Genomic DNA, 23,535 nt, shown 5'->3' with positions numbered 1-23,535 from the left:
ACAGGGTCTTCAATGGCATCAAGTCAAACCAGCGGGAAAGAAGAAATGGCTCGCACGACACCTGAACACGCATTGCCACACGAACACGTTCGCAGCGAAGGCTGCGGCCACGATCACGCGCGTACCCGCGACGACCATGGCCACCACCATGGCCACGATCATGATCACGGCCACGATCATCACGACCATGCGCCGCAAGCGCCAGCCTGCTGTGGCAGCGCATGCAGTACGACGATCAGCGTCGCGCCTGCAGCTTACGTAGCCATCCCGGCCGGCGCGGGTTCGGCCAGCTATCGCATCGACGCGATGGACTGCCCCACCGAGGAGACGCTGATCCGCAACAAGCTCGGCGGCATGGCCGGCGTGGCGGCGCTCGATTTCAACTTGATGCAGCGCGTGCTGACCGTGCATCACACGCTGGCGTCGACCGAGTCCGTGGTGAATGCCATTGCGAGCCTCGGTATGAAGGCCGAGCCCCTCGTCCCGGAACAGGCAGCGCCGCTGCCCGCCGCAGAACACAAGCCGTGGTGGCCGCTGGCGCTCGCGGGCGTGGCGGCGATCGGCGCCGAAGTCACCGAATGGGCGGGACTCGGCAATACGTGGTTGCCGGCCTTGCTCGCCATTGCTGCGGTGGCGCTCGGCGGGCTGACGACCTACCGCAAGGGCTGGATCGCGCTGCGCAACGCCAACCTGAACATCAACGCGCTGATGAGCATTGCCGTGACCGGCGCACTGGTTTTGCGCGAATGGCCGGAGGCGGCCATGGTCATGGTGCTGTTCGCGCTGGCCGAACGCATCGAGGCCGCGTCGCTGGATCGCGCGCGCAACGCGATCCGTGGCCTGATGGCAATGGCGCCTGAGCAGGCGACCGTCCGTCAGTTGGATGGCACCTGGGCTGGCGTGCCCGCCGCCGGCGTGGCGGTGGGCGCAGTGGTCCGATTGCGCCCCGGCGAGCGCGTGGCCCTGGACGGGCGCGTGGTGCGCGGGCAGTCGGCGCTGGACCAGGCGCCCATCACCGGCGAAAGCGTGCCGGTCGACAAGGGCGTTGGCGACGCGCTGTTCGCAGGCTCGATCAACCAGTCGGGCGAGATTGAATACGAGGTCACGGCGCCGGCCAACGATTCCACGCTGGCCCGCATCATCCACGCGGTCGAGGCCGCGCAGGCCAGCCGCGCGCCGACGCAGCGCTTTGTCGACCAGTTCGCGCGCATCTATACACCAACGGTGTTCGCCATCGCGCTGGCAGTGGCGGTGGTGCCGCCGCTGGTGACGGGCGCATCGTGGGTCGACTGGATCTACAAGGCGCTGGTGCTGCTGGTGATCGCGTGCCCGTGCGCGCTCGTGATTTCCACGCCGGTGACCATCGTCAGCGGCCTTGCGGCGGCCGCGCGGCGAGGCATCCTGATCAAGGGCGGGGTGTACCTGGAGCAGGGCAAGGACCTGTCATGGGTCGCACTCGATAAGACCGGCACCATCACGCACGGCAAGCCTGCGCAGACCGATTACGCGATGCTCGTGGAGGATGCGCCCCGCGCACGCGCGATTGCCGCGAGCCTTGCCGCACGTTCCGATCATCCGGTGTCGAAGGCCGTGGCCACGGCGGCGCAGGCCGACGGCATCGCGTTGCTTGACGTCACGGAGTTCGAGGCGCTGGCCGGTCGCGGCACGCGCGGCCGTATTGATGGCGACGACTACTGCCTGGGCAACCACCGCCTGATCCACGACATGGGCGCATGCTCGCCCGCGCTGGAAGATCGTCTGGAGGCGCTTGAGCGTCAGGGCAAGACCGCGGTGCTGCTGGCCCGCCTCGGCAAGGACGGCGCGGCAGCAGCGCTGGCCATGTTCGCCGTGGCCGATACCGTGCGCGACACCAGCCGGCAGGCCATTGCCGAACTGCACGCGCTTGGCGTGAAGACCATCATGCTGTCCGGAGACAACCCGCATACGGCGCAGGCAATCGGCGCACAGGTCGGCATTGACGAGGCGCGGGGCAACCAGTTGCCGCAGGACAAGGCGGACGCCATCGGCACGCTGGCCGCCGACACGCATGCCGCGCGTGGCAAGGTCGGCATGGTGGGCGACGGCATCAACGACGCCCCGGCGCTCGCGCGTGCGGACATCGGCTTTGCGATGGGCGCCGCGGGCACCGATACCGCGATTGAAACCGCCGACGTGGCGCTGATGGACGACGACCTGCGCAAGATTCCCGCATTCGTGCGGCTGTCGCGGAGCACGTCGCGCATCCTGTGGCAGAACATCACGCTGGCGCTCGGCATCAAGGCCGTGTTTCTCGCGCTGACCCTGGCCGGGATGGGGACGATGTGGATGGCGGTATTCGCCGATATGGGCGCGAGCCTGCTGGTGGTGTTCAACGGGCTGCGGCTGGCGCGGCGGTAGCGGCCAATGGGAACAAGCCGGGCGCCAGGCGCGCCCGGCCGGGCGGTGATGCTCAGGGCTGGATGATCAGCTCGCCGCTGCGTCCCTCGATCGACCCCCACGTCACCGGCAACGTCGGCAGCGTGTCGCGGTCGATATGCCGGTAGTACGTGGCCATCGACACCAGCTCATGCCCCTGCGCGCGCCAGCCCTGCAGCAGGCGGCGGAACACGGGCGCGAGCTTGCCGCCTTCCAGCTCCGTATGCAGCGTGAAGACGTGGTCGCCAACGTTGGCTTCCGTGAGCCGCAGCACGGCCTCATGGACGTTGTCCTCGGTGAGGCCGTCCACGCCGATCATTTCATCTAGCGTAGGCAGCGTCGTGGGCATCTGCACGTGACGGCACGCCACGCCACCGACGGCCGGGATATACGGCGCCGTGCCGCGTCCGTCGGACGCATAGGCCATGCCCCAGTCGTCGATCTGGCGGAACGCCTCGTCGTTCATCTGCCAGCCCGCCGCGCCATGCGTGGGCGGTGCCTCCCCGAAGATATCGACGTAGCGGTCGAATGCGTTCTGCATCTGCCGGCGCGTCCACGCCGGGTCGCGCTGGCGCACGTTGTCCTGCCAGTAGACATGGTCCCACGTGTGGATGCCGCATTCATGTCCGGCCGTACGCGCCGCGCGCATCTCGGCAGCGGCCTTGCGGCCGATGTCCGGCCCCGGCAGTAGCACGCCGTACATCAGCGTGCGCAGGCCATAGTTGGAGACCACCGACGTGCGCGACACCTTCTTGAGGAAACCCGGCCGGAACACCCGGCGCAGCGCCCAGCCGGTGTGGTCCGGTCCCAGGCTGTACAGGAAGGTAGCCTGCGCCTGCACCGCGTCCAGCATGGACAACAGCGTCGGCACGCCTTCGCGCGTACCGCGCAGCGTGTCGACGTCGACCTTGAGGGCGATTCTGGCCATGGGTCCGTACTCAGTTGTCGCCGTCGACCAGCGTGCGGGCCTCGACGACCTTCTCGCGATACGCCTCGAAGATCCGGCGCAGCGCCTGTTCCATCGTCACCTCGGGCTTCCAGCCGAGTTCCTGCATGGTGTTGTCGATCTTCGGCACGCGGTGCTGCACGTCCTGGTAGCCCTTGCCGTAGAAGTCGCCCGACGAGGTCTCGACGATTTGCGTCTTGCGCGCTTCCTCGGCGTATTCGGGATAGTCGGCGGCCATCTTCAGCATCATCTCGGCGAGCTCGCGCACCGAGTGGATGTTCGACGGGTTGCCGATATTGAAGATCTTGCCCGTGGCGATGCCGTTCGGGTTCTCGATGATGCGCATCAGCGCCGAGATGCCGTCCGAGATATCGGCAAACGCACGCTTCTGCTCGCCGCCGTCGACGAGCTTGATCGGCTCGCCGCGCACGATGTGGCCGAGGAACTGCGTGACCACGCGCGACGAACCTTCCTTCGATTCGAAGATCGAGTCGAGTCCCGCACCGATCCAGTTGAACGGGCGGAACAGCGTGTAGTTCAGGCCTTGCTCCATGCCGTAAGCGTGGATCACGCGATCCATGAGCTGCTTGGAGCAGGCGTAGATCCAGCGCGGCTTGTTGATCGGACCGTAGATCAGCGGCGACGACTCGGGATCGAATTCGTCGTCGGCGCACATGCCGTAGACCTCGGAGGTCGACGGGAACACCAGGTGCTTGCCGTACTTCACGGCGGCGCGCACGATCGGCAGGTTCGCCTCGAAGTCGAGCTCGAACACGCGCAGCGGCTGGCGCACGTAGGTCGCGGGCGTGGCGATGGCCACCAGCGGCAGCACCACGTCGCACTTGCGGATGTTGTACTCGATCCACTCCTTGTTGATGGTGATGTCACCTTCAAAGAAGTGCATGCGCGGATGGTCGACGAGGTCACCGAGGCGGTCGGACGACATGTCCATGCCGTAGACCTCCCACGACGTCGTTTCCAGGATGCGGCGCGTCAAGTGGTGGCCGATGAAGCCGTTGACGCCAAGAATCAGGACCTTTTTCATCGGTTTTCCTCGTTGGACTGTTCGGTAAGAATGGGTGCCAGCGCTTGCGCGGTGACCGGCGCGGATGTCGCGGCATTAAGCAGAGTGTCGATGCGCACCTGGCCGCCGTCGCCGCACAGGCCGATGATCTGGCCCTGGCTCACGTGCAGGCCGGGGCGCCAGCCGGTCGGCAGCGCCGGGGCGGACAGCGGGCGGCGCGCCTGCGCAACGACGAAGCGCTGGCCGGCGATGTCGGTGAACGCGCCGGGGTAGGGCGGCGCCACCGCGCGGATCAGGTTGTAGACCTCGGCCGCGGGGCGGCTCCAGTCGACGCGGCCATCCTCGGGACGGCGACCCGAGAAGTAGCTGCCTTGTGCCAGCACGTTCGGATGTTGCGGCGTGTTGCCTGCCATCATGGCCGGCAGCGCGCGCCACAGCGTCTGCTCGGCGGCCACGGTGACTTTCTCGAAGACTTCGCCGGCCGTGTCGTCCGGCAGAATGGGCACCGCGGTCTGGTCCACGATGTAGCCGGCGTCCGGTTTGGCTTCCATCGCATGCAGCGTGGCGCCGGTTTCCGTTTCGCCATGCAGCACGGCCCAGTTCACCGGCACGCGGCCGCGGTACTTAGGCAACAGCGAGCCGTGCATGTTGAAGGCGCCTTGTGGGGCCAGCGCCAGCACGCTCGCCGGGATCATCGAGCGGTAGTAGAACGAGAAGATCACGTCGGGGCTCGCGTCGCGCACGGCCTGGGCAATCGCCGGATCGGCCGGGTCTTCGCCGTAGATAAACGGGATGCCGAGTTCCGTAGCCGTATCCGCCACGCGGCGGAACCAGATGTTCTCGTCAGCGCGGTCACGGTGCGTGACGACCAGCGCCACATCGACGCCGCGCGCGTGCAGCACGCGCAGGCAGCGGTCGCCGACGTTGTGGTAGCCAAAGACGACTGCGCGCATCATGCCTCCGTCCGGTGGCGGGAAGGCTCCGCCTCAAGGACGGCCTTGATACGGTAGCGCGGCCGGTCGCGCACTTCCTGGTAGATGCGGCCCACGTATTCGCCGAGCAGGCCCAGGCCGAACAGCAGGATGCCGATCAGGAAGAAGTTCATGGCGAACAGGGTGAACACACCCTGCACTTCCGAGCCGAACAGGAACCGGCGCATCAGCAGCACCACGAACAGCACGCCGGACAACAGCGACAGTACCGTACCGATGGCCGAGAACCATTGCAGCGGAACGATCGAGAAACCGGTCACCAGGTCGAAGTTCAGGCGGATGAGCTGGTACAGCGAGTACTTCGACTCGCCGGCATGACGCTGCTCGTGGCCGACTTCGATTTCCACCGGGCTCGACGCAAACGTGTAGGCCAGCGCGGGAATGAACGTGTTGACCTCGCGGCAGGCGTTGATCGTGTCGACCACATTGCGGTCATACGCGCGCAGCATGCAGCCCTGGTCCGTCATGCGGATCTTCGTGATCCGCTCGCGCAGGCCATTCATGGCGCGCGACGCATAGCGGCGAAACGCCGTGTCGTTGCGCTGGCGGCGGATCGTGCCGACGTAGTCATGGCCTTCGCGCATGGTCTGCACGAGACGCGGGATTTCCTCGGGTGGGTTCTGCAGGTCTGCGTCCAGCGTGATCACGATCTTGCCGCGCGTGTGCTCGAAGCCGGCCAGGATGGCCATGTGCTGGCCGAAATTGCCGTTGAACAGCACCACCCGGGTCACGTCCGGGCGCTTGTGGAACTGCGCGGCGAGCATGGCCGCCGAGCGGTCGACGCTGCCGTCATTGATGAAAATGACCTCGTACGAGTCACCAAGGCCATCGAGCGCCGGATACAGACGATCGAACAGGGCTTGCAGCCCGTCTTCTTCGTTGTAGACCGGAATGACGACCGAAACCTCGACCGGGCTCATTTGGAGAGACGTTTGCATGTTTCGCTGAGAGTTGCGCAGACCCGTTCCACATCGGCGGCTTGCATGGCGGGGAACAGCGGCAGCGTGACGATGCCGCGACCGATGCGTTCGGCGTGCGGCAGCATGCCAGCGCGCCAGCCAAGGGAACGGTAGTAGGTGAAAAGGTGAATCGGGGGATAGTGCACGCCGGTGCCGATGCCGCGCTCGCGCATGGCCTGCATCACGTTCTGGCGAGCCTGCTGCGGGCCGCCTTCGAGGCGCTCCGTGGGCAGCACGACCTGGAACATGTGCCAGTTGGTCGTGGCTTGCTGCGGGTCCAGCGGCTGGGGCAGTTCAATGCCGAGTTCGGCCAGCCCCGCGTCGGCGGCGCATCGGAAATAGGTCTCGGCCAGTGCGGCGCGGCGCGCGGTGATGGCGTCGAGCTTTGCGAGCTGCGCGAGGCCGATCGCGGCATTCACGTCGGTCAGGTTGAACTTGCCACCGGGCTCTTCGACGTCCATGCCGTCCATGCCCGAGCGGATCACGCCCTGCAGGCGCAGGCGTTCGGCGCGCACGGCTTCTTCCGGCGTGTTCATCACCAGGCAGCCGCCCTCGACGCTGGTGATGTTCTTGTTGGCCTGGAAGCTGAAGCTGACCAGGTCGCCAAAGGCGCCGATGCGCTTGCCTTGCCAGCGCGAATCGATGGCCTGCGCGGCATCTTCGATCACGCGCAGATTGTATTTGGTGGCGATCGCATAGAGGCGGTCCATGTCGACCGGCAGGCCAGACAGGTACACCGGCATGATGGCGCGCGTACGCGGCGTGATGGCCGCTTCCACGGCGTCGAGGTCGATATTGCGCGTGCGCGGGTCGATGTCGACGAACACGGGCTTCGCGCCCACGGCGAGCACCACGTTCGCGGTGGCGACCCACGTGATCGGCGTGGTGATGACTTCATCGCCGGGGCCGATGTCCGCGATCCGCAGCGCGATTTCCATCGTGGCCGAGCCATTGGCGAAGGTGCGCACGGGGCGTCCGCCAAAGAGCTGGGACAGGGCGTCCTCGAACGCCTGCATCTTCGGGCCGGAGGTGATCCAGCCGGATGCCAGCACCTTGCCGACTTCGGCAATGGTGTCCGCGTCGATCTCGGGCCGGACGAAGGGAAGGAATTCGGAAGCGGCGGTAGCGGTCATCGGGTAGCTTGCCAGTAGGTATGCAGCATAAAGGGGCGCCGGATCACGAGCGCGCGATCAGGAACACGCCGGCCAGGATCAGCAGGATGCCGAACACGCGCAGCGGCCCGATCATCTCGCCGAACAGCCACCACGCGGCGAGCGCATTGACGACATAGCCGAGCGACAGCATCGGATAGGCGATCGATACATCGACGCGCGAGAGGCCGACGATCCACACGCCAACGCTGACCACGTACAAGGTCAGCCCGGCGAGCACGGGCCACTGCGTCAGCACGCGCAGTGCCGTGAGCAGTAGTGTGCTCCGTTCGATCGTGATGGCGCCGACGGCGTTGACGCCGGCCTTGAGCAGCAGTTGCGCGGCGGCATTGAGCAGCACGCCGGTGAAGATGAAAGCGAAAGTCGATAGCGTCATGGCGCCGGGTTCAGTCCTTCGAAGATTGAGGCCGGGCGGTTGCCGGCAGCGGGAAATTTGCCACGACGATGCGACGCTTGTCCTGGCCGATGGTGAACATCGGGACGCCGCGCGCCGTCAGGTCGGCGAACGTCTCGGCCGACATCATGGCAATGGCGTGCGGGCCTTGTCTCCAGCGTTCGGCAAAGGCATCGACGGTGGGAATCCATTTCTGCGGCTCCTGGCCCACACCGAACTCCAGTTCGTCGGGGTGCTCGACGAGGATGACGGTGCGGCGAAGGTAGAACGGCAGGGTGTGATCGAGCAGCCGCACGCTGTAAATCGGCATATCGGGCGTCAGCACCGCGTTGATCGCAGGAACCAGGTCAGCGCCGGAAGCGGGACGCCCCATGGCTTCATGCCCGCGGAAGGCAAGTGTCGCGCACAGGAACATGGCCACAGCATAGGCGACGACGCTTGCAAATACCCCACGCGTGCGCAGCAGGTGCCGTGCAAGCAACGCGCCAGCCAGCATGCAGGCGAAGGCCAGGCCTACCCACAGCGCGAACTCGCGATAGACCACGTTTGGCGTGCTGGGCTTGTCGAGGGTTGCCACATAAGGCGTGGCGAGCAGGCCGAGCACGCCCAGGACCAGCATGAAGTTCACCTGGCGCCGCCATGAGCGTTCCGTCGCGGTGTCGAGTGCCACGCCGGCCAGGATGCCCAGCGCCGGGAAGATCGGCACGATATAGCCTGGCAGCTTCGAGCCCGACAGGCTGAAGAACACGAAGATCGCAATGGCCCAGATCGCAGCAAGCAGCGCCGGCTGGAATGGCCGCGCGACGCTGCCGCGCTCCACGCCTGCGCGTTCGCGCACCGCTTGCCACATGCCCGGGAATGCGCCCAGCCACGGCAGGAAGCCCGCCACCAGCAACGGCACGAAGAACCACAGCGGACCCTTGCGCGAATGCACCGTCGAGGTGTAACGCTGCCAGTGTTCGTGGATGAAGAAGAAGTTCAGGAATTCGGGATTGCGTTCCGACACCAGCCAGAACCATGGCACCGTGACCACGAGCATCAGCACGATGCCGGACACCAGATGCAGGCGAAGCCACAGGCCGAAATCCCGCGTGACGAGCGTGTAGACGACGAGCACAAGGCCGGGCAGCGCGATACCGACCAGGCCTTTGGTCAGGACGGCGACGCCCATGGCCACCCAGCACGCCAGCATCCAGTTGCGGCGCGCCGCCGGTGTGGCGTGGGGATGCTGCGCGAGCAGCATGAAGGCAAGCACGCAGGCCATGGCGCCGGACAGCGTCATATCCAGCGAATTGAAATGCGCGGCCACGTTCCACATCGGTGCAGCGACCATCACGAATCCGGTGAGCACGGCAGCGCGTGCGCCGAACCAGCGGTGCGCGGCGAGCACGGAAACCAGCAGGCCGATTGCCCCGGACAGCGCCACGCAGAGCCGCGCCTGCCAGTCGCCAATGCCAAACAGCGTATAGGACAGCGCGGTCGCCCACAGGTGGAAAGGCGGCTTCTCGAAGTACTTGAGCGCCTGGTAGCGGATCGTGACCCAGTCGCCGGTGACAAACATCTCGCGGGCAATTTCCGCGTAGCGGCCTTCGTCCGAGCGCAGCAGGTGCCGCATGTCGAGCGTGCCGAACCAGACCAGCAGGATGCCCAGACTGATCAGGGCGATAACGCCAACTGACAGCCCGGCATAGCGCGAGGTCGAGGAACTACGCATAGAACTCCCTGGAAATGTCGACGGATGAATGGCTTGCGCCGCTTGGCGCGACAGGGAGCCGGCCAGCGCCGCCCCGGCGCATCACGGGCTGTGCCGGTCATGCGCGGGGCTGGCCTGGAATCGGCTCCATCCAACATGTCCCGGGCGAGGGCCGTTCCGGCATTCCGGCCTGACTGCATGCGGCCGGACATGGCGGGAAGCCGTCACAACGTTTGCGAACGCTTCCCGGTGGACAAGCCACCGCTGAAGGCCTGTGGCAGGAAAAATTTGTGATTCAAACGTATCTTTTCCCGCTGCGCGGACCCCGTCCCTCTCACGGGCGGGCAATGGTAGCACGGGCTGGGGCTCATCCTGCCTTTCCGGGGTATGTGGACCCCCGGAATGCCCGGAACGAACCCTTGCGCCCGGACAGACGCGACGTCAGGCAGGTTGGGTGACGGTCACTGGTTTGGCACTGCGCAGGCGCAGCGCGACGCCGAGGAGCAGGATGCCGCACACGATCGCCCAGGAGCCGATCATCCACAGCACGGCCAGCGCACCGGCCAGCGGCTTCCACAAAACGAGGAACGCGAAAGCGATGCTTACCAGTCCGGCAAGGATCAGCCACCATTCATTAGGGATTTCCTTGCGTAGCCGCACCGCCGCGACGATCTGCAGCACACCGGTGGCCAGGGACCAGGCGGCAATATAGATCAGCAGTGACAGCGCAGTGATCGTCGGGCTCAGCAGGGTAAGCGCGCCCACGCCGAGGCCGAGCAGGCCTTGCAATGCCAGGACCCAGCGGTCGCTGGTCTCGCGTTCCTTGCCGGAGATCGCCATCAGCAGCGCCATCAGCCCGTCGGCGGCGGCGAATGCGCCGAAGATAAGGATCAGCGCCGCCAGCGTGGCGATCGGCGCGAAAAACGCGCAGATGCCGAAAACCAGCGCGAGCATGCCGCGCAGTGCGATCACCCACCATAATTTCGCGTAGTACTGAAGCATGGGATCTCCTGCAAGGTACCGGAATGCCAGCCGGTGGCGGCATCCGAAAAACCCGACGAGACAGCACGCGGGAAACACGCTAATTTAAAGAGCGCAGCGGTTGCGGACCGGCCCGGGCGGGTGCCAGTGGGGGACGCAAGACCATTCTAGACAGGGATTCATGTGAAGACAAAGGCGCAGCACTACCTGCGAAACGCCCCGGTCGCCGCCCTGGCATTGCTCGCGAGTGGAGTCGCCTGGGGTGAGGAGCCAGCCGAGTCTCGCCAGGGTACCGCAGCGCCAGCTGCGTCCCGGGCCATGCCGGCTGGCGCCGTCATCTGCGACGCGCCGTGGTTCCGCTCTGGCTCGCAAGTGCAGATGGAGGGCGACGGCGCGTTGCCGATGTCGATCACCATGACGCTGCGCAACGTCGGACGCAGCCCGTCGGGTTGCCGCGCGCAACTCGAGGTCATGTCAAAGTCCGCCATGTCGGCATTGATGGGACCACCGGTGGTCATGGACCAGGTGCACATGGTCAACATTGACCGGCGCACCCCCGCCGAAGAAACCAGCATCGAAAGCCAGCACGCCATCATCAATGCCCGCGCGCGCTACGCCCGCATGTACGGCGAGGCCGCCTTCAAGGGCAAAGGCGTCTTCAACTATGCCGGCCTGAACCTGCGCGAAGGCAGCACGCTGGATGGTGAAACGTTCGAATCCAGCCTGTCGCTGAAGATCTATCCGCTGGGTTCGGATCAGGTGGTGGGCACCATGCGCGCGTTGCATGCGTCGATCAACATCAGTTCGCGCCAGGTGGGCCGCCGTCAGATGATCGATACCGTGCTCGGCCGCAGGGAATGCCTGCCGATCACTTATGAAAAGCGCACGTCGCTGGGACCGCTGCTGGTCGGCGAAGAGGTCGTGCAGGTCGAGCCTTCCGTGATGCAGATTACCGACTGGTACTGTCCCGCGGAGGCTTTCGTGTTGCGCACGGAAGTCAAGCAGGACGGCAAGGTGCAGCGCATTGATGTGACGGCGATGGAGTTGGACACGAAGGCGCCGTAAGCGTATTCGCGATGCCGCCTCACCAACAATGACAAAGCCCGCGCCATGGCGCGGGCTTTGTCATTGGGCTTACCAGTATCAGCTGGCGGCCGGCGCCGAAGCTGCCTTTTTCTTGCTCTTCTTGGACTTCGACTTGGTCGACTTCTTGGCTTCCGGAGCGGAGGCGTCGGTCAGGTCGCTGCGGGTGCTCTTGTTTGCGCCCTGGCTGTACGGATCGAACTTGTCGCCGCTCTTGGCACCTTCGGAGTACGGGTCGAACTTCTGACCCGACTTGGCACCCTGGGTGTACGGGTCGAACTTCTTGCCGCCGGTCTGCGCCTGGGCGGCCACAGCAGCCGTGCCCAGTGCGAGCGCGATTGCGATCGCAACGAACTTGTTCATGATTTCTCCTGAGTCCTGCCTGGTTATACCGCCCCATCGGGCGGTTGATTGTTCGCGGCCGCCCCGTTCGCGGAGCAACCAGTTTCAGTGTCGCCAAGCACTCGCCAGGCTGTCAACTGGGGGCCTACCCGGCAGTAGGCCTCATGGAAATCATGGATTGCCGCATCAATCTGATTGCGATTGTTGCGTTCAAATCACTCCGAGGCGACGTCGGACGGATGCTTCCAGGCGTCCCGGACCTGGTTCGACGGCAGCAGCGCGAGATTGATCTTGCGGCTGCCAATAGGCTGCTGGAACCAGTGCTTCTGCAGGGTCGTGATGCCCGTGCCCGCAAATGTGCCGGCCAGTGTCTGGTCGACGAACCGTTTCCACTCCGGGTCCGCCTTCGACATCATCAGTGCGTTTTGTTCCGTCGAAAGTGCAGGGCCGACGATCACGAACTGCGACGGATCCTTGGCGCGGGCGCGCAGGCCGGCGAGCAGCACGTCGTCCATGACGAAGGCCTGTGCGCGGCCCGATTCGAGCAGCAGGAACGATTCGCCGTGGTCCTTGGCGTAGACGTCCCGATAGCCGTATTGCTGCTTCAAGCGGCGCACATGGCGGTCGCCTGTTGAGCCGGCGCTGGTGACGACGGTCTTGCCGCGCAGGTCTTCGAACGACTGGATGCCGGAATCTGCGCGCACCAGCATGCGTACGGTGGAAACATAGTGCGACACGCTGAACGCCACCTGCTTTTGCCGTTCCAGCGAGTTCGTGTTCGGCGCGCAGTCGAGGTCGACCAGGCCGTTGACCACGGCCGGGAAGCGGTTCTGCGGCGTGAGCGGCAGCCAGCGAACCTTGATGTCCTTCAGGCCAAGCTTCTGGCGGGCGGCCTCGGCCACGCGCAGGCACAGGTCGACGGCATAGCCGGCCGGCTGGCCCTTGTCATCGGCAAACGAGAACGGCAGCGCGGATTCACGATAACCGAGCACGATGGTGCCGCTGTCGCGGATCTTGTCCAGCACCGGGCTTTGCGCGCGGGCGCCAAGCGGAGACAGCGTGGCCACGGCTAGCAGTAGCGCGGTCAACGGGCGGAACAGGTTGGAGGCGGTAAGGCGGAAGGACGGCATAGGAAACGGGCGAGGCGTCATGACGCCGGTTGCAGCAAAGTCGCAAGGGTATACCCGCACGCCTGAATGCGGAACGACAACTTTTTCATAAGCAAATGCTTCGTCGAGAAGACATGAGCAAGTGATGCGCGCTGGGGGGCATCCTCACGCAAGCCGCACATCCTGCTGATTTGTGTAACCATTACTCATTTTGTGACAAATAAGCCGCATATTGTGTCGGCGAAGGCGGTAAAATCCGGCCCGTCCCGCTTATTTGCAACGTTCTTATAACAATGAGCCCCCGTCCTTCGCGCCTAGCGTGCATTGACGCCCTGAAAGCCGTCAGTTCACAGCTGATCGTGCTTCATCACCTTGCGTTCTACGGCCCGATGTCCGACGCCGCCTATTCGCTGGCGCCCGACATGCTGGACTGGCTGTCGCAATACGCCCGCATCGCGGTGCAGGTGTTCCTGGTCGTCAGCGGCTTTCTGGCAGCGCGCAGCCTCGCGCCCCAAGGGCGCCTGACGATTCGCCAGCATCCATTGGTCGCTGTCTGGCGCCGCTATCAGAAGCTGGTTACACCCTATGCCGCGGCGATTCTCATCAGCATCGCCGGGGCTGCCATCGCGCGTACGTGGATGGTCCACGAGTCGATTCCGGCGCCACCGCACCTGATGCAGTTCCTTGCCCATGTGCTGCTGCTGCATAACGTGCTCGACGTCGATGCGTTGTCGGCGGGCGTCTGGTACGTCGCGATCGACTTGCAGCTGTTCGCACTGTTGGTGACGGCACTGTGGCTCGCGCGCAGCGTGTCGGGGCAGGGTGCGCGCGCGGGTATCGTGCTGGTGTCCGCGCTGGCGATCGCCTCGCTGTTCTGGTTCAACCGCGATGCGTCGTGGGACATCTGGGCGGTGTACTTCTTCGGCGCCTATGGCATGGGCACGCTTGCGTACTGGGCATCCAATCCGGAGCGCTCGGCGATTCCGCTGCTGCTGCTTGGCGCGATGGGGCTGGCTGCGCTTATCATCGATTTCCGCCTGCGCATCGCCGTGGCGCTGGCGACTGCCGTGCTGCTCGCTGTGGCGAGGCGCGAAGGGTGGCTAGAGGGCTGGCCGCGTGCGGCGGTCGTGGGGTTCTTTGGCCGCATCTCGTATTCCGTGTTCCTGGTTCACTTCCCGATCTGCCTGGTGGTGAACGCAGTGGTTTCGCACCTCGCCCCGGGGCGTCCGGTGATCAACGCGCTCGGTATGTTGCTGGCCTGGGTGGCGAGCAATGTTGCCGGATCCTTGTTCCACCGTTACGTAGAAAGCACCAGCCCGTTCGCGGCGCTGCGCGGGATGCTGGCGGGCGGCCGTCGCAGGACGGCCGGAGAATCGACGACGTAACAGCCCGATGTCTCGTCCGTGTCGCATGGCGCGGATGGTCAGTGCAGCAAAAGCGGCACGTGCGGACTACGGCGCGTGCCGCTTTTTCGTGGTGCGCGAGCACCATGAGTGTCGGCGCCATCCGCACACCACCTGTGCACAAGCCCGGCGTTGCCAGCGTGCGACGACCCACGGACGGGTTGAAACGGCCTTTGGGTGATGGCACGGAGATTGCCTAGTATGGAATCGTAAACCTGACCATTTGGTCAGGATTCCATCAAGGAATCGAGAGGTGTCATGTCCGATCATATCGTCCTGACCTCGCACGCACGCCGCGACAAGCCGGCCGAGCCTATCAATTGGGGGGCGCCGACTGCGGCGGAGCGCGGACCGGTGATCGCGAGCCTGACCGACCCGGCGCGACGCAATGTGATCGGCACGCATTCCGGTGCATACGCTATCTACCGGGCACTGGCCGTGGCGTCGGGCCGCCTCCAGCGCGACCATCGCCCCGACCTCACCGATACCGCGCCCGCCGAAGCAATCGGCCCGCACGCGCAATGGGGCGACCCGGACAAGATCGTCTCGCTCGATCCGTGGGGCCACCTGGTGTCGAGCGCCTTTGCCGATCGCATCGCGGCAGGCGTGGACATCCGTCCGACCATCGCGGTGACGCGCGCGCACATCAACATGCCGGAACTGGCGTCGGCGATTGCGGCAGGACGGCTCAAGCCCGACGGCGATATCCTCCATGCCAACGGCGACGTGCGGGTGACCAAGGCCGCCGTGGACCCGGTCTGGTACCTGCCGGGGCTGGCGCGCCGTTTCGAGATCAAGGAAACGGTGCTGCGCCGCAGCTTGTTCGAGCAGACCAGCGGCATGTTCCCGGAACTGGTGACCCGTCCGGACCTCAAGGTTTTCCTTCCGCCGATCGGCGGCATGACGCTGTACTTCTTCGGCGATATCGCCAAGCTCGGCAAGCCCGAGACCCACGTGGCATGCCGCGTGCATGACGAATGCAACGGTTCGGACGTGTTCGGCTCGGATATCTGCACCTGCCGGCCCTACCTTGCACACGGCATTGAGGTGTGCATCGAGATGGCCCAGCAAGGCGGCGTAGGCCTGGTGGTCTATAACCGGAAGGAAGGGCGCGCGCTCGGTGAAGTGACGAAGTTTCTGGTCTATAACGCCCGCAAGCGCCAGGTCGGCGGGGACCGCGCCGAAACCTACTTCGCTCGTACCGAATGCGTCGCCGGCGTGCAGGACATGCGCTTCCAGGAGTTGATGCCGGATGTCTTCCACTGGCTGGGCATCCGCCGCATCGACCGCTGGGCGTCGATGAGCAATATGAAACACGGTGCGCTGGTGGCACAGGGCATCGAGGTCGTCGAGCAGGTTGCCATACCGGAAGAATTGATCCCGGCGGATGCACGCGTGGAAATCGACGCCAAGGTGGCGGCCGGTTATTTCACGCACTACACGCCGCCTGACGCCAACGAACTCGCCCTGGCAAAGGGCAGGGGGTTGAACGAATGAACACGTATCCCGAAGCGGACCGGCCCGAAGGGCCGGCCGACGGTCTCGGCAGTGGCTGGTACAGTCCGGTACCGGCGGGGCATCCGGCTGCGGCGCTGCTGTGCGCCGAAGCGGTACGCACGCACTGTGCTGCGGTCACGGAGCACGTGGCCGCCGGCCAGTCCGAACTGTTCACCTGGCATCCCGATCGCGTGCATGCGATTGCCGACTACGTGGCCAGCACCATTCGGCAGCGTTATCCGGACCTGCGGGTGCCATACCACAGCCGCTGGCGCCATTTTGAAAGCGGTGGCTCCGGCGAGCGGCTGGATCGCTGGCACATCCTGTGCGAGCGCGCGGCGCTGAGCGGTCCCGAGCATCGCGAGGACCGCGCACGGATCGGCATCGACCTGGTCATCCCCAGCGTGCTGCTCGACGCGGGGGCTGGTCCTGACTGGCGCTACCGCGATCCGGCCAGTGACCTGATCCTGACGCGTTCGGAAGGGCTGGGCGTGGCGAGCTTCGATCTGTTCGCGCGCGGCGGCTTCTCCGCCGAGCCCGGCGATCCGCTGCGTGCCGATGCCGAACGGCTGATGCGCATCGATGCGTCCAGCATCGCCACTGCGTTCCAGGTCGCGCAGCACAATCCGCTGGTAGGCCTGGAAGGGCGCGCGGGGTTGCTGCGCCGCCTCGGTGAAGTCATGCAGGCCACGCCGGCAGTGTTTGGCACGCCGGCGCGGCTCGGCAACCTGTTCGATTACCTGAAGGCGAACGCAGTCAACGAGCGCATCGAAGCGAGCTTCATCCTGAAGACGCTGCTGGTGGCGCTCGGGCCGGTGTGGCCGGGACGGATCGTGCTCGACGGCGTGTCGCTCGGCGATACCTGGCGCCACGCTGCCGCGCCGGGCGGTCTGGTGCCGTTCCACAAGCTGACCCAGTGGCTGACCTATTCGCTGCTGGAGCCGCTCGAAGACGCCGGACTTGTGGTCACCGGCCTGGAGGCGTTGACGGGGCTGCCCGAATATCGCAACGGCGGCCTGCTGTTCGACTTCGAGTTGATGGTGCCGCGCGACCCGGCATTCGCCGAGGTCGCGCACGAGGTGCAGGAGCCCGTCATTGTCGAATGGCGTGCCTTGACCGTGACTGGCCTGGATCTCGTGGCGGACGGCGTGCGCCAGGCGCTTGGCCTGTCGGAAGCGGACTTCCCGCTGGCGCGTGTGCTGGAAGGCGGCACCTGGGCGGCGGGGCGGCGTATTGCCGCCAAGCGCAGGCCCGGCGGCCCGCCACCGTTCGCGATCAACAGCGACGGCACGGTGTTTTGAGCGCCACAGCCGCGCAGCAACGCTTGCCCGCCGGATCCATCCGGCGGTGCAATCCCTGATTCCCTCGCCAGTCCGATTGCATAGGAGCGTCACCATGAACGACATGTCTGCCGTCCCCGTGGCTCCGGCCGAAGCCGCCAACGCACCGGCCGCCTCCGTGCTGGTGGTCGATCACCCGCTGGTCCAGCACAAGGTCACGCTGGCGCGCAGCGAAGAGACCACGACCGACAATTTTCGCCGGCTCGTGCGCGAGATCAGCCAACTGCTGACTTACGAAGCGACGCGCGATTTGCCGATGGAAACCATTGCCATCAAGACGCCGATCGCGCCGACGCAATCGCCGGTGCTGGCGGGCAAGAAGCTCTGCCTGGTGTCGATCCTGCGGGCGGGCAACGGCTTCCTCGACGGGATGCTGGAGCTTTTGCCGGCCGCGCGCGTGGGCCATATCGGCCTGTACCGGGATCCGGAAACGCTGGAACCGGTCGAGTACTACTTCAAGATGCCCGAGGACATCCAGGAACGGATCGTGATCGTGGTGGACCCCATGCTGGCCACCGGCAACTCCGCCATTGCCGCGCTCAACCGCCTCAAGGAAAGCGGTGTGAGCATGCTGAAATACGTCTGCCTGATTGCGTCGCGCCCGGGCCTGAAGGCGCTGCAGGCCGCGCATCCGGACGTTGCGATCGTCACGGCGGCCATCGACGAGGAGCTGAACGAGCACGGCTACATCGTGCCCGGGCTCGGCGATGCCGGGGACCGCCTCTACGGCACACGGTGATGGACGGCCCCGCGGTTGCCGCGGCGCGCCGCCTGCCGCTGGCGCGCGACGCCAGCGTCGGGCGCATCCGGCAGGAGAACGAGGCCATGATCCTGCGCGCGGCCGAGCACGTCTTTGCACGCGCCGGCTTCGCAGGTGCCACCATGGCCGAGATCGCGGTGCGCGCCGGGGTGCCCAAATCCAACCTCCACTACTACTTCAGAACGAAGCAGGCGCTGTACCGTGCGGTGCTCGCGCATACGCTGCAGCTCTGGCTGTCAGAGACCGAGGCAATCCGCGCCGAGCTGCCTCCGGAGGTCGCGCTCGAACAGTACATCCGGGCCAAGATGCGCCTGTCGGCGAGCCATCCTGATGCCTCGCGCGTATTCGCCAACGAACTCCTGCACGGCGCACCGGAGATCGGCGAAGTCCTGCGCCATGCGCTGCGCGAACTGGTCGAGCACAAGTCGGATGTGATCCGCCACTGGATCGCCACGGGCCAGATGGCGAGCGTGGATCCGCAACACCTGTTCTTCACGATCTGGGCGGCGACCCAGACCTACGCCGATTTCGAATCGCAGATCTGCGCCGTGCTCGGTGTGAGCCGACTGGGCCGGCGCGATTTCGAGCTGGCCACCGAACACCTGGTGGCGCTGCTGCTGCGAGGCTGCGGACTGCTGCCCGTGAGCGCACAGTTGGCGCAGGACATAACAACACCGCAGTACTCATCACAGTAGTACTCAAACCAGGGAGGGAGAACTATGAATGCTGGACGCAATCGCAGGACCTGGCTGAAGCTGGCCGCCGCAGGCGCCGCCGTGGCCGCCATCGGCGCGATGCCGATGGCCCACGCGCAGGCGAAGCTGAAGGTGGCAGCGGTCTACACCGTGCCGGTCGAGCAGCAGTGGGTGTCGCGCATCCACAAGGCGCTCAACGAGGCCAAGGGCCGCGGCGAAGTGGATTATGTGTTCTCCGAAAGCGTCTCCAATGCCGACTATGAACGTGTGCTGCGCCAGTATGCGGAGCAGGGCGCGGCGCTGATCGTCGGCGAATCGTTCGCGGTGGAATCGGCCGCGCGCAAGGTGGCCAAGGACTATCCGAAGACGGCGTTCCTGATGGGGTCTTCGGGCAAGCCGCAGGCACCCAACTTTTCGGTGTTCGACAACTACATCCAGGAGCCGTCATACCTCACCGGCATGATCGCCGGCGGCATGACCAAGACCAACCATATCGGCATGGTGGGCGGCTACGCGATTCCGGAAGTCAACCGACTGATGCATGCGTTTATGGAAGGCGCCCGCTCGGTCAACCCGAAGGTGAAGTTCACGGTCAGCTTCATCGGCTCCTGGTTCGATCCGCCCAAGGCGAAGGAAGCAGCGTTCGCGATGATCGACAAGGGCGCCGACGTACTGTACGCGGAGCGCTTCGGCGTGTCCGATGCCGCGAAGGAGCGCGGGAAGCTCGCGATCGGCAATGTCATCAACACGCAGCCGCAGTATCCGGCCACGGTGGTGGCGTCGGCGCTGTGGAACATGGAGCCCACCATCGGCGCGGCGCTGTCCAAGGTCAAGGCGGGACAGTTCAAGAACGAGGACTACGGCCAGTATTCGCTGATGAAGTACAAGGGCGCCGAACTCGCGCCGCTCGGGACGTTTGAGGGCAAGGTGCCTGCCGACCTGATGGTCAAGGTGCGCGCGAAGGAAAAGGCCATCCTCGATGGCAAGGACACCGTGAAAGTGGTCGAGACGGAGCCGAAGTCCACACCGTAAGCGTGCTGCGGCGATTCCATGCGGATCGCCTTCTTCCTTTCCTTTCCATGTCCCTGCCCACATCGCCGCCGGTGCTCCGCATGGCCGGCATCCGCAAGCGCTTTGGCGCCTTGCTTGCCAACGACGACATCACGCTCGAACTTGCGCGCGGCGAGGTGCTCGCGCTGCTCGGCGAGAACGGCGCCGGCAAGAGCACGCTGGTGAATATCCTGTTCGGCCACTATGTGGCCGATGCGGGCAGTGTCGAGATCGACGGCGTGGCCTTGCCGCCGGGCAATCCGCGCGCCGCGCTTGCGGCCGGCATCGGCATGGTGCACCAGCACTTCACGCTCGCCGACAACCTGTCGGTGCTCGACAATATCCTGATCGGCACGGAGCCGCTGTGGCGCTGGCGGCAAGGCCGGCGCGCCGCGCGTGCGGGAGTGGAGGAACTGTCGCGCCGTTTCGGGCTTGCCGTACAGCCAAATGCGCGCGTGGGCGCGCTGTCGGTGGGCGAGCGCCAGCGCGTGGAAATCATCAAGGCGCTCTATCGCGGCGCGCGTGTGCTGATTCTCGATGAGCCGACCGCCGTGCTGACGCCGCAGGAGGCTGACAGCCTGTTTGCCACGCTGGCCCAGCTGATTGCGGACGGCATGTCGGTCATCTTCATCAGCCATAAGCTCGACGAGGTGCTGCGCGTCTCGCACCGCGTGGCTGTGCTGCGCGGCGGACGGCTCGTGGCGACGCGGAATGCAAGTGCCACATCGCGCGCCGAACTGGCCGAGCTGATGGTCGGCCGCGCGGTGCAGATGCCTGCCCGTACACGGTCCGATGCGCGCGATGCGGCGGAGTTGCTTGCCGAACTGGTACAAGTCAGCGTGCCGGCTTTGGCGGGGCACGTCGCGCTGCATGACGTATCGTTGACGCTGCGCAGCGGTGAAATCGTCGGTATCGCCGGGGTGGCGGGCAACGGTCAGGTTACGCTGGCAGAGGTGATGAGCGGCATGCTTGCGCCGGCGTCGGGCACGGTGACAATCGCAGGCCACGCCATGCCCGCCGATCCGCAGCGCTGGATTGCGGCCGGCGTGGCACGCGTTCCCGAAGATCGCCACGCACAGGGCGCGGTTGGCGAACTCGCAGTGTGGGAGAACGCCATCGCGGAACAACTGGGGCAGCCCGGCTTCACGCGCGCTGGTGTGATTCGCCGCGGCGCTTCGCGGCGATTCGCACGCGAACTGGTGTCGCGCTTCGACGTGCGTGGTGGCGGCATCGACGCACCGACACGCACGCTGTCCGGGGGCAATATGCAGAAGCTGATCCTCGGGCGGGCGCTGTCGGTGGCTGGCGATGGCCGCGTGCCGCGCGTCGTCGTGGCGAGCCAGCCGACGTGGGGACTCGATATCGGCGCGGTCGCCTATGTCCACCGGCAGTTGCTGGACGCTGCAGAGGCTGGCGCCGCGGTGCTGTTGATCTCTGAAGACCTGGACGAGCTGATGACGCTTGCCGATCGCATCGCGGTGATGCATCGCGGGCGCCTGACCGAGGCGCGTCCCGCCCAGGCATGGACGCTGGCGACACTTGGTCTTGCGATGGCAGGGTCGGATGCGGCGACAGCGGGCGCAGCCGCACCTGGCGGCACGGAGGTGTGCGATGCGGCTTGAGGCCCGGCCAACGGTTTCGCGCGTGGCGCTGGTGGCCGCACCGGTAGGGGCCGTGGCAGCCACCTTGCTGATCTGCGCGCTGCTGGTCACGTGGGCCGGTGCGCCGGTCGGGCGGGCTTACCTGTCTCTGCTCCAGGGCGGTTTCGGCTCGCGCTTTGCGTGGTCGGAAACGCTGACGCGCGCCACGCCGCTGATGCTGACCGGACTGGCGGTGGCGGTGGCGTTCCGCGCGCGGCTGTTCAATATCGGTGCCGAGGGGCAGCTCTATCTCGGAGCGCTTGCCGCTGTTGCCGTGGGTGGCCAAGTCGACGGCGGCGCCGCGCCATGGGCCGCGCAGTTGCCGGCCGGCTTGCTATTCGTGCTGATGGTGGCGGCCGGCATGCTCGCGGGGGCGCTGCTGCTGCTGGGGCCTGCATGGCTCAAGTTGCGGCTTGGTGTCGATGAGGTCGTGACCACGCTGCTGCTGAATTTCATCGTGCTGCTGCTGGTGTCGTGGATGCTCGACGGACCGATGAAGGACCCATTGGCGATGGGATGGCCGCAGTCCGTGGCCTTGCAGCCTGAAATGGAGCTGTCCCGGCTCATGGAGCGTTCGCGCGTGCACAGCGGCCTGCTGGCAGCGTGTGCGCTGGCGGTGGCCGTATGGGCGATGAACCGCTACACCGTGTTCGGCCTGCAGATGCGCGCAGTCGGTGCCAATGCGCGCGCCGCTGCGTTTGCTGGCATGCCAGTGGGCCGCGTGACGCTGTTGGCCGCGTTGCTGTCAGGTGCGCTCGCGGGGCTTGCCGGCGTGGTGGAAGTGGCGGGGCGGACGAGCTACCTCACGCTCGACATGTCGCCGGGCTACGGCTATGCGGGCGTCGTCATCGCCATGCTGGCCGGGTTGAATCCGCTTGGCGTCGTAGCGGCATCGGTCTTCGTAGCCGGTGTGCTGGTCGGTGCCGATGGCATGAGCCGCGCGGTCGGCGTGCCCAACGCCATTGCGGACGTGATCGTCGCGGTGGCGCTGCTGACCATGCTGGTCGCCACCATGCTGACGCGCTACCGTATCCGGCTGGACCGGGTGCGCGGGGTAGCCTGATGGAACTGCTCGATATCATCGCCGCCGCGCCGTTCTGGGTCGCCGTGCTGCGCGTAGCCACGCCGCTGATCTTCGGGACGCTTGGCGTGCTGCTGTGCGAACGGGCTGGCGTGCTGAACCTTGGCATCGAAGGCATCATGGTGGCGGGTGCGTTCTCCGGCTGGCTGGCCGTCTACCATGGCGCACCGCTGTGGGGCGGCGTTGCCGTGGCCGCGGGCGTTGGACTGGTGTTCGGACTGCTGCACGGCTGGCTGACCGTAACGCTCGCGTTGTCGCAACACGTGGCAGGGCTGGGCGTCACGATGCTGGCGACGAGCTTGTCGTACTATGCCTACCGGATCGGCTTTGCCTCCGTGTCGTCGCCGCCTACCATCACGCCGTTCGCGCCGATGCGCTGGCTGGATGGTGTGCCGGTCCTGGGGCCGATACTCGGGCCGGTGCTCGGCGCGCAGACATCGCTGACGCTGCTGGCCTTGCTGCTGGCGCCGGTGATTGCGTGGCTGCTGTACCGCACGCCGCTGGGGCTCGCGGTGCGCATGGTGGGCGAGAACCCGGCGGCGGCAGAGGGCCAGGGCATTCGCGTTGGCGCGGTGCGCATCGGTGCGGTCATGGTCGGTTCGGCGTTGATGGCGGTGGGCGGTGCGTTCCTGACGCTGTCGGCGTTCAATGCGTTCTTCTTTAACATGATCAACGGGCGCGGCTGGATCTGCGTGGCGCTGGTGGTGTTTGCATCGTGGCGGCCGGGGCGGGCACTGCTGGGCGCGGTGCTGTTTGCGGCATTCGACGCGCTGCAGCTGCGCCTGCAGCAGGGCGGTGCCAGCCTGCCCGGGTTGCCGCCGCTGCCTTACCAGCTTTACCTGATGCTGCCGTACGTGCTATCGATCCTTGCGCTGATTCTGGTGGCGCGCCGGGCCACGTACCCGCAGGCGCTGATGAAACCGTACCGCCGGGGCGAGCGCTGACCTGAATCATCAGAT

21 protein-coding genes are annotated in these 23,535 nt (G+C 65.9%); 11 read left to right on the top strand and 10 right to left on the bottom strand.

Features of this window, described 5'->3' with window-relative positions; genetic code table 11:
* Window positions 1-45 precede the first annotated feature (45 nt).
* Window positions 46-2,397 (top strand): heavy metal translocating P-type ATPase, encoded by a 2,352-nt coding sequence (locus K2O51_RS01490; RefSeq protein ID WP_220630389.1) that lies wholly within the window; start codon window positions 46-48, stop codon window positions 2,395-2,397.
* Between the two features lie 52 nt (window positions 2,398-2,449).
* Here K2O51_RS01490 and K2O51_RS01485 read toward each other — a convergent pair whose 3' ends face one another.
* The 8 genes from K2O51_RS01485 to K2O51_RS01450 all read right to left on the bottom strand — a co-directional run bounded on the left by K2O51_RS01485 (window position 2,450) and on the right by K2O51_RS01450 (window position 10,597).
* Window positions 2,450-3,343 carry a polysaccharide deacetylase family protein gene (locus K2O51_RS01485; protein WP_140950221.1) on the bottom strand — a complete coding sequence of 298 codons (894 nt, stop codon included), beginning with the start codon at window positions 3,341-3,343 and terminating at the stop codon, window positions 2,450-2,452.
* A 10-nt stretch (window positions 3,344-3,353) separates the two neighbouring features.
* On the bottom strand, window positions 3,354-4,406 hold the full coding sequence (locus K2O51_RS01480) for a bifunctional UDP-4-keto-pentose/UDP-xylose synthase (protein WP_011300097.1): 1,053 nt from the start codon (window positions 4,404-4,406) through the stop codon (window positions 3,354-3,356).
* A complete protein-coding gene (locus K2O51_RS01475) occupies window positions 4,403-5,338 on the bottom strand; it encodes a formyltransferase (RefSeq protein ID WP_140950163.1) in 936 nt (311 codons plus the stop codon). Before K2O51_RS01475 ends, K2O51_RS01480 begins: the two co-directional genes overlap by 4 nt.
* Window positions 5,338-6,315 carry a glycosyltransferase gene (locus K2O51_RS01470; RefSeq protein ID WP_011300099.1) on the bottom strand — a complete coding sequence of 326 codons (978 nt, stop codon included), beginning with the start codon at window positions 6,313-6,315 and terminating at the stop codon, window positions 5,338-5,340. The genes K2O51_RS01475 and K2O51_RS01470 overlap by 1 nt, the downstream gene beginning before the upstream one ends.
* Entirely contained in the window at window positions 6,294-7,469 is a 1,176-nt protein-coding gene (locus tag K2O51_RS01465; protein ID WP_011300100.1) for a DegT/DnrJ/EryC1/StrS family aminotransferase, read from the bottom strand. Before K2O51_RS01465 ends, K2O51_RS01470 begins: the two co-directional genes overlap by 22 nt.
* A gap of 43 nt (window positions 7,470-7,512) precedes the next feature.
* Window positions 7,513-7,884 carry a DMT family transporter gene (locus K2O51_RS01460; RefSeq protein WP_011300101.1) on the bottom strand — a complete coding sequence of 124 codons (372 nt, stop codon included), beginning with the start codon at window positions 7,882-7,884 and terminating at the stop codon, window positions 7,513-7,515.
* Between the two features lie 10 nt (window positions 7,885-7,894).
* Window positions 7,895-9,616, bottom strand: coding sequence for a glycosyltransferase family 39 protein (locus K2O51_RS01455; RefSeq protein WP_140950150.1), 1,722 nt, complete (start codon window positions 9,614-9,616; stop codon window positions 7,895-7,897).
* 420 nt (window positions 9,617-10,036) lie between these two features.
* Window positions 10,037-10,597 (bottom strand): HdeD family acid-resistance protein, encoded by a 561-nt coding sequence (locus K2O51_RS01450; protein WP_011300103.1) that lies wholly within the window; start codon window positions 10,595-10,597, stop codon window positions 10,037-10,039.
* A gap of 162 nt (window positions 10,598-10,759) precedes the next feature.
* On the opposite strand from K2O51_RS01450, the gene K2O51_RS01445 reads away from it, so the two are divergent.
* Complete coding sequence (locus K2O51_RS01445) at window positions 10,760-11,641, top strand: hypothetical protein (RefSeq protein WP_140950151.1); 882 nt, start codon at window positions 10,760-10,762, stop codon at window positions 11,639-11,641.
* Window positions 11,642-11,719: 78 nt separating this feature from the next.
* Here the strand turns inward: K2O51_RS01445 and K2O51_RS01440 are convergent, their stop codons facing one another.
* Window positions 11,720-12,022 (bottom strand): hypothetical protein, encoded by a 303-nt coding sequence (locus K2O51_RS01440; protein WP_011300105.1) that lies wholly within the window; start codon window positions 12,020-12,022, stop codon window positions 11,720-11,722.
* Between the two features lie 194 nt (window positions 12,023-12,216).
* Window positions 12,217-13,131, bottom strand: a complete 915-nt coding sequence (locus K2O51_RS01435) for an amino acid ABC transporter substrate-binding protein (RefSeq protein WP_041680159.1) — start codon at window positions 13,129-13,131, stop codon at window positions 12,217-12,219.
* A 272-nt stretch (window positions 13,132-13,403) separates the two neighbouring features.
* Between K2O51_RS01435 and K2O51_RS01430 the strand changes: the two genes are divergently transcribed.
* The 9 genes from K2O51_RS01430 to K2O51_RS01390 all read left to right on the top strand — a co-directional run bounded on the left by K2O51_RS01430 (window position 13,404) and on the right by K2O51_RS01390 (window position 23,520).
* Window positions 13,404-14,495 carry an acyltransferase family protein gene (locus K2O51_RS01430; RefSeq protein WP_011300107.1) on the top strand — a complete coding sequence of 364 codons (1,092 nt, stop codon included), beginning with the start codon at window positions 13,404-13,406 and terminating at the stop codon, window positions 14,493-14,495.
* Window positions 14,496-14,771: 276 nt separating this feature from the next.
* Window positions 14,772-16,010 (top strand): GTP cyclohydrolase II, encoded by a 1,239-nt coding sequence (locus K2O51_RS01425; RefSeq protein ID WP_011300108.1) that lies wholly within the window; start codon window positions 14,772-14,774, stop codon window positions 16,008-16,010.
* A complete protein-coding gene (locus K2O51_RS01420; RefSeq protein WP_011300109.1) occupies window positions 16,007-17,311 on the top strand; it encodes a URC4/urg3 family protein in 1,305 nt (434 codons plus the stop codon). The genes K2O51_RS01425 and K2O51_RS01420 overlap by 4 nt, the downstream gene beginning before the upstream one ends.
* A gap of 94 nt (window positions 17,312-17,405) precedes the next feature.
* Window positions 17,406-18,089 carry a uracil phosphoribosyltransferase gene (upp, locus tag K2O51_RS01415; protein WP_011300110.1) on the top strand — a complete coding sequence of 228 codons (684 nt, stop codon included), beginning with the start codon at window positions 17,406-17,408 and terminating at the stop codon, window positions 18,087-18,089.
* Window positions 18,089-18,805, top strand: coding sequence for a TetR/AcrR family transcriptional regulator (locus K2O51_RS01410; RefSeq protein ID WP_140950152.1), 717 nt, complete (start codon window positions 18,089-18,091; stop codon window positions 18,803-18,805). The genes upp and K2O51_RS01410 overlap by 1 nt, the downstream gene beginning before the upstream one ends.
* Before the next feature lie 24 nt (window positions 18,806-18,829).
* A complete protein-coding gene (locus K2O51_RS01405) occupies window positions 18,830-19,837 on the top strand; it encodes a BMP family protein (protein WP_011300112.1) in 1,008 nt (335 codons plus the stop codon).
* 47 nt (window positions 19,838-19,884) lie between these two features.
* On the top strand, window positions 19,885-21,477 hold the full coding sequence (locus K2O51_RS01400; protein ID WP_220630388.1) for an ABC transporter ATP-binding protein: 1,593 nt from the start codon (window positions 19,885-19,887) through the stop codon (window positions 21,475-21,477).
* Window positions 21,467-22,558 carry an ABC transporter permease gene (locus tag K2O51_RS01395; RefSeq protein WP_140950154.1) on the top strand — a complete coding sequence of 364 codons (1,092 nt, stop codon included), beginning with the start codon at window positions 21,467-21,469 and terminating at the stop codon, window positions 22,556-22,558. Before K2O51_RS01400 ends, K2O51_RS01395 begins: the two co-directional genes overlap by 11 nt.
* Window positions 22,555-23,520, top strand: coding sequence for an ABC transporter permease (locus K2O51_RS01390; protein WP_041680433.1), 966 nt, complete (start codon window positions 22,555-22,557; stop codon window positions 23,518-23,520). Before K2O51_RS01395 ends, K2O51_RS01390 begins: the two co-directional genes overlap by 4 nt.
* The last annotated feature ends 15 nt before the right edge of the window (window positions 23,521-23,535 follow it).

This window comes from Cupriavidus pinatubonensis, assembly GCF_019602855.1.
GTDB lineage: Bacteria > Pseudomonadota > Gammaproteobacteria > Burkholderiales > Burkholderiaceae > Cupriavidus > Cupriavidus pinatubonensis.
This window is presented reverse-complemented; position numbering and strand designations above follow the sequence as displayed.

Excerpts from the sequence above, each read along its gene's own strand:
- K2O51_RS01490 (WP_220630389.1), top strand. The coding sequence starts at position 46 with ATGGCTCGCACGACACCTGAACACGCATTGCCACACGAACACGTTCGC.
- K2O51_RS01485 (WP_140950221.1), bottom strand. The coding sequence starts at position 3,343 with ATGGCCAGAATCGCCCTCAAGGTCGACGTCGACACGCTGCGCGGTACG.
- K2O51_RS01480 (WP_011300097.1), bottom strand. The coding sequence starts at position 4,406 with ATGAAAAAGGTCCTGATTCTTGGCGTCAACGGCTTCATCGGCCACCAC.
- K2O51_RS01475 (WP_140950163.1), bottom strand. The coding sequence starts at position 5,338 with ATGCGCGCAGTCGTCTTTGGCTACCACAACGTCGGCGACCGCTGCCTG.
- K2O51_RS01470 (WP_011300099.1), bottom strand. The coding sequence starts at position 6,315 with ATGCAAACGTCTCTCCAAATGAGCCCGGTCGAGGTTTCGGTCGTCATT.
- K2O51_RS01465 (WP_011300100.1), bottom strand. The coding sequence starts at position 7,469 with ATGACCGCTACCGCCGCTTCCGAATTCCTTCCCTTCGTCCGGCCCGAG.
- K2O51_RS01460 (WP_011300101.1), bottom strand. The coding sequence starts at position 7,884 with ATGACGCTATCGACTTTCGCTTTCATCTTCACCGGCGTGCTGCTCAAT.
- K2O51_RS01455 (WP_140950150.1), bottom strand. The coding sequence starts at position 9,616 with ATGCGTAGTTCCTCGACCTCGCGCTATGCCGGGCTGTCAGTTGGCGTT.
- K2O51_RS01450 (WP_011300103.1), bottom strand. The coding sequence starts at position 10,597 with ATGCTTCAGTACTACGCGAAATTATGGTGGGTGATCGCACTGCGCGGC.
- K2O51_RS01440 (WP_011300105.1), bottom strand. The coding sequence starts at position 12,022 with ATGAACAAGTTCGTTGCGATCGCAATCGCGCTCGCACTGGGCACGGCT.
- K2O51_RS01435 (WP_041680159.1), bottom strand. The coding sequence starts at position 13,131 with ATGCCGTCCTTCCGCCTTACCGCCTCCAACCTGTTCCGCCCGTTGACC.
- K2O51_RS01430 (WP_011300107.1), top strand. The coding sequence starts at position 13,404 with ATGAGCCCCCGTCCTTCGCGCCTAGCGTGCATTGACGCCCTGAAAGCC.
- K2O51_RS01425 (WP_011300108.1), top strand. The coding sequence starts at position 14,772 with ATGTCCGATCATATCGTCCTGACCTCGCACGCACGCCGCGACAAGCCG.
- K2O51_RS01420 (WP_011300109.1), top strand. The coding sequence starts at position 16,007 with ATGAACACGTATCCCGAAGCGGACCGGCCCGAAGGGCCGGCCGACGGT.
- upp (WP_011300110.1), top strand. The coding sequence starts at position 17,406 with ATGAACGACATGTCTGCCGTCCCCGTGGCTCCGGCCGAAGCCGCCAAC.
- K2O51_RS01410 (WP_140950152.1), top strand. The coding sequence starts at position 18,089 with ATGGACGGCCCCGCGGTTGCCGCGGCGCGCCGCCTGCCGCTGGCGCGC.
- K2O51_RS01405 (WP_011300112.1), top strand. The coding sequence starts at position 18,830 with ATGAATGCTGGACGCAATCGCAGGACCTGGCTGAAGCTGGCCGCCGCA.
- K2O51_RS01400 (WP_220630388.1), top strand. The coding sequence starts at position 19,885 with ATGTCCCTGCCCACATCGCCGCCGGTGCTCCGCATGGCCGGCATCCGC.
- K2O51_RS01395 (WP_140950154.1), top strand. The coding sequence starts at position 21,467 with ATGCGGCTTGAGGCCCGGCCAACGGTTTCGCGCGTGGCGCTGGTGGCC.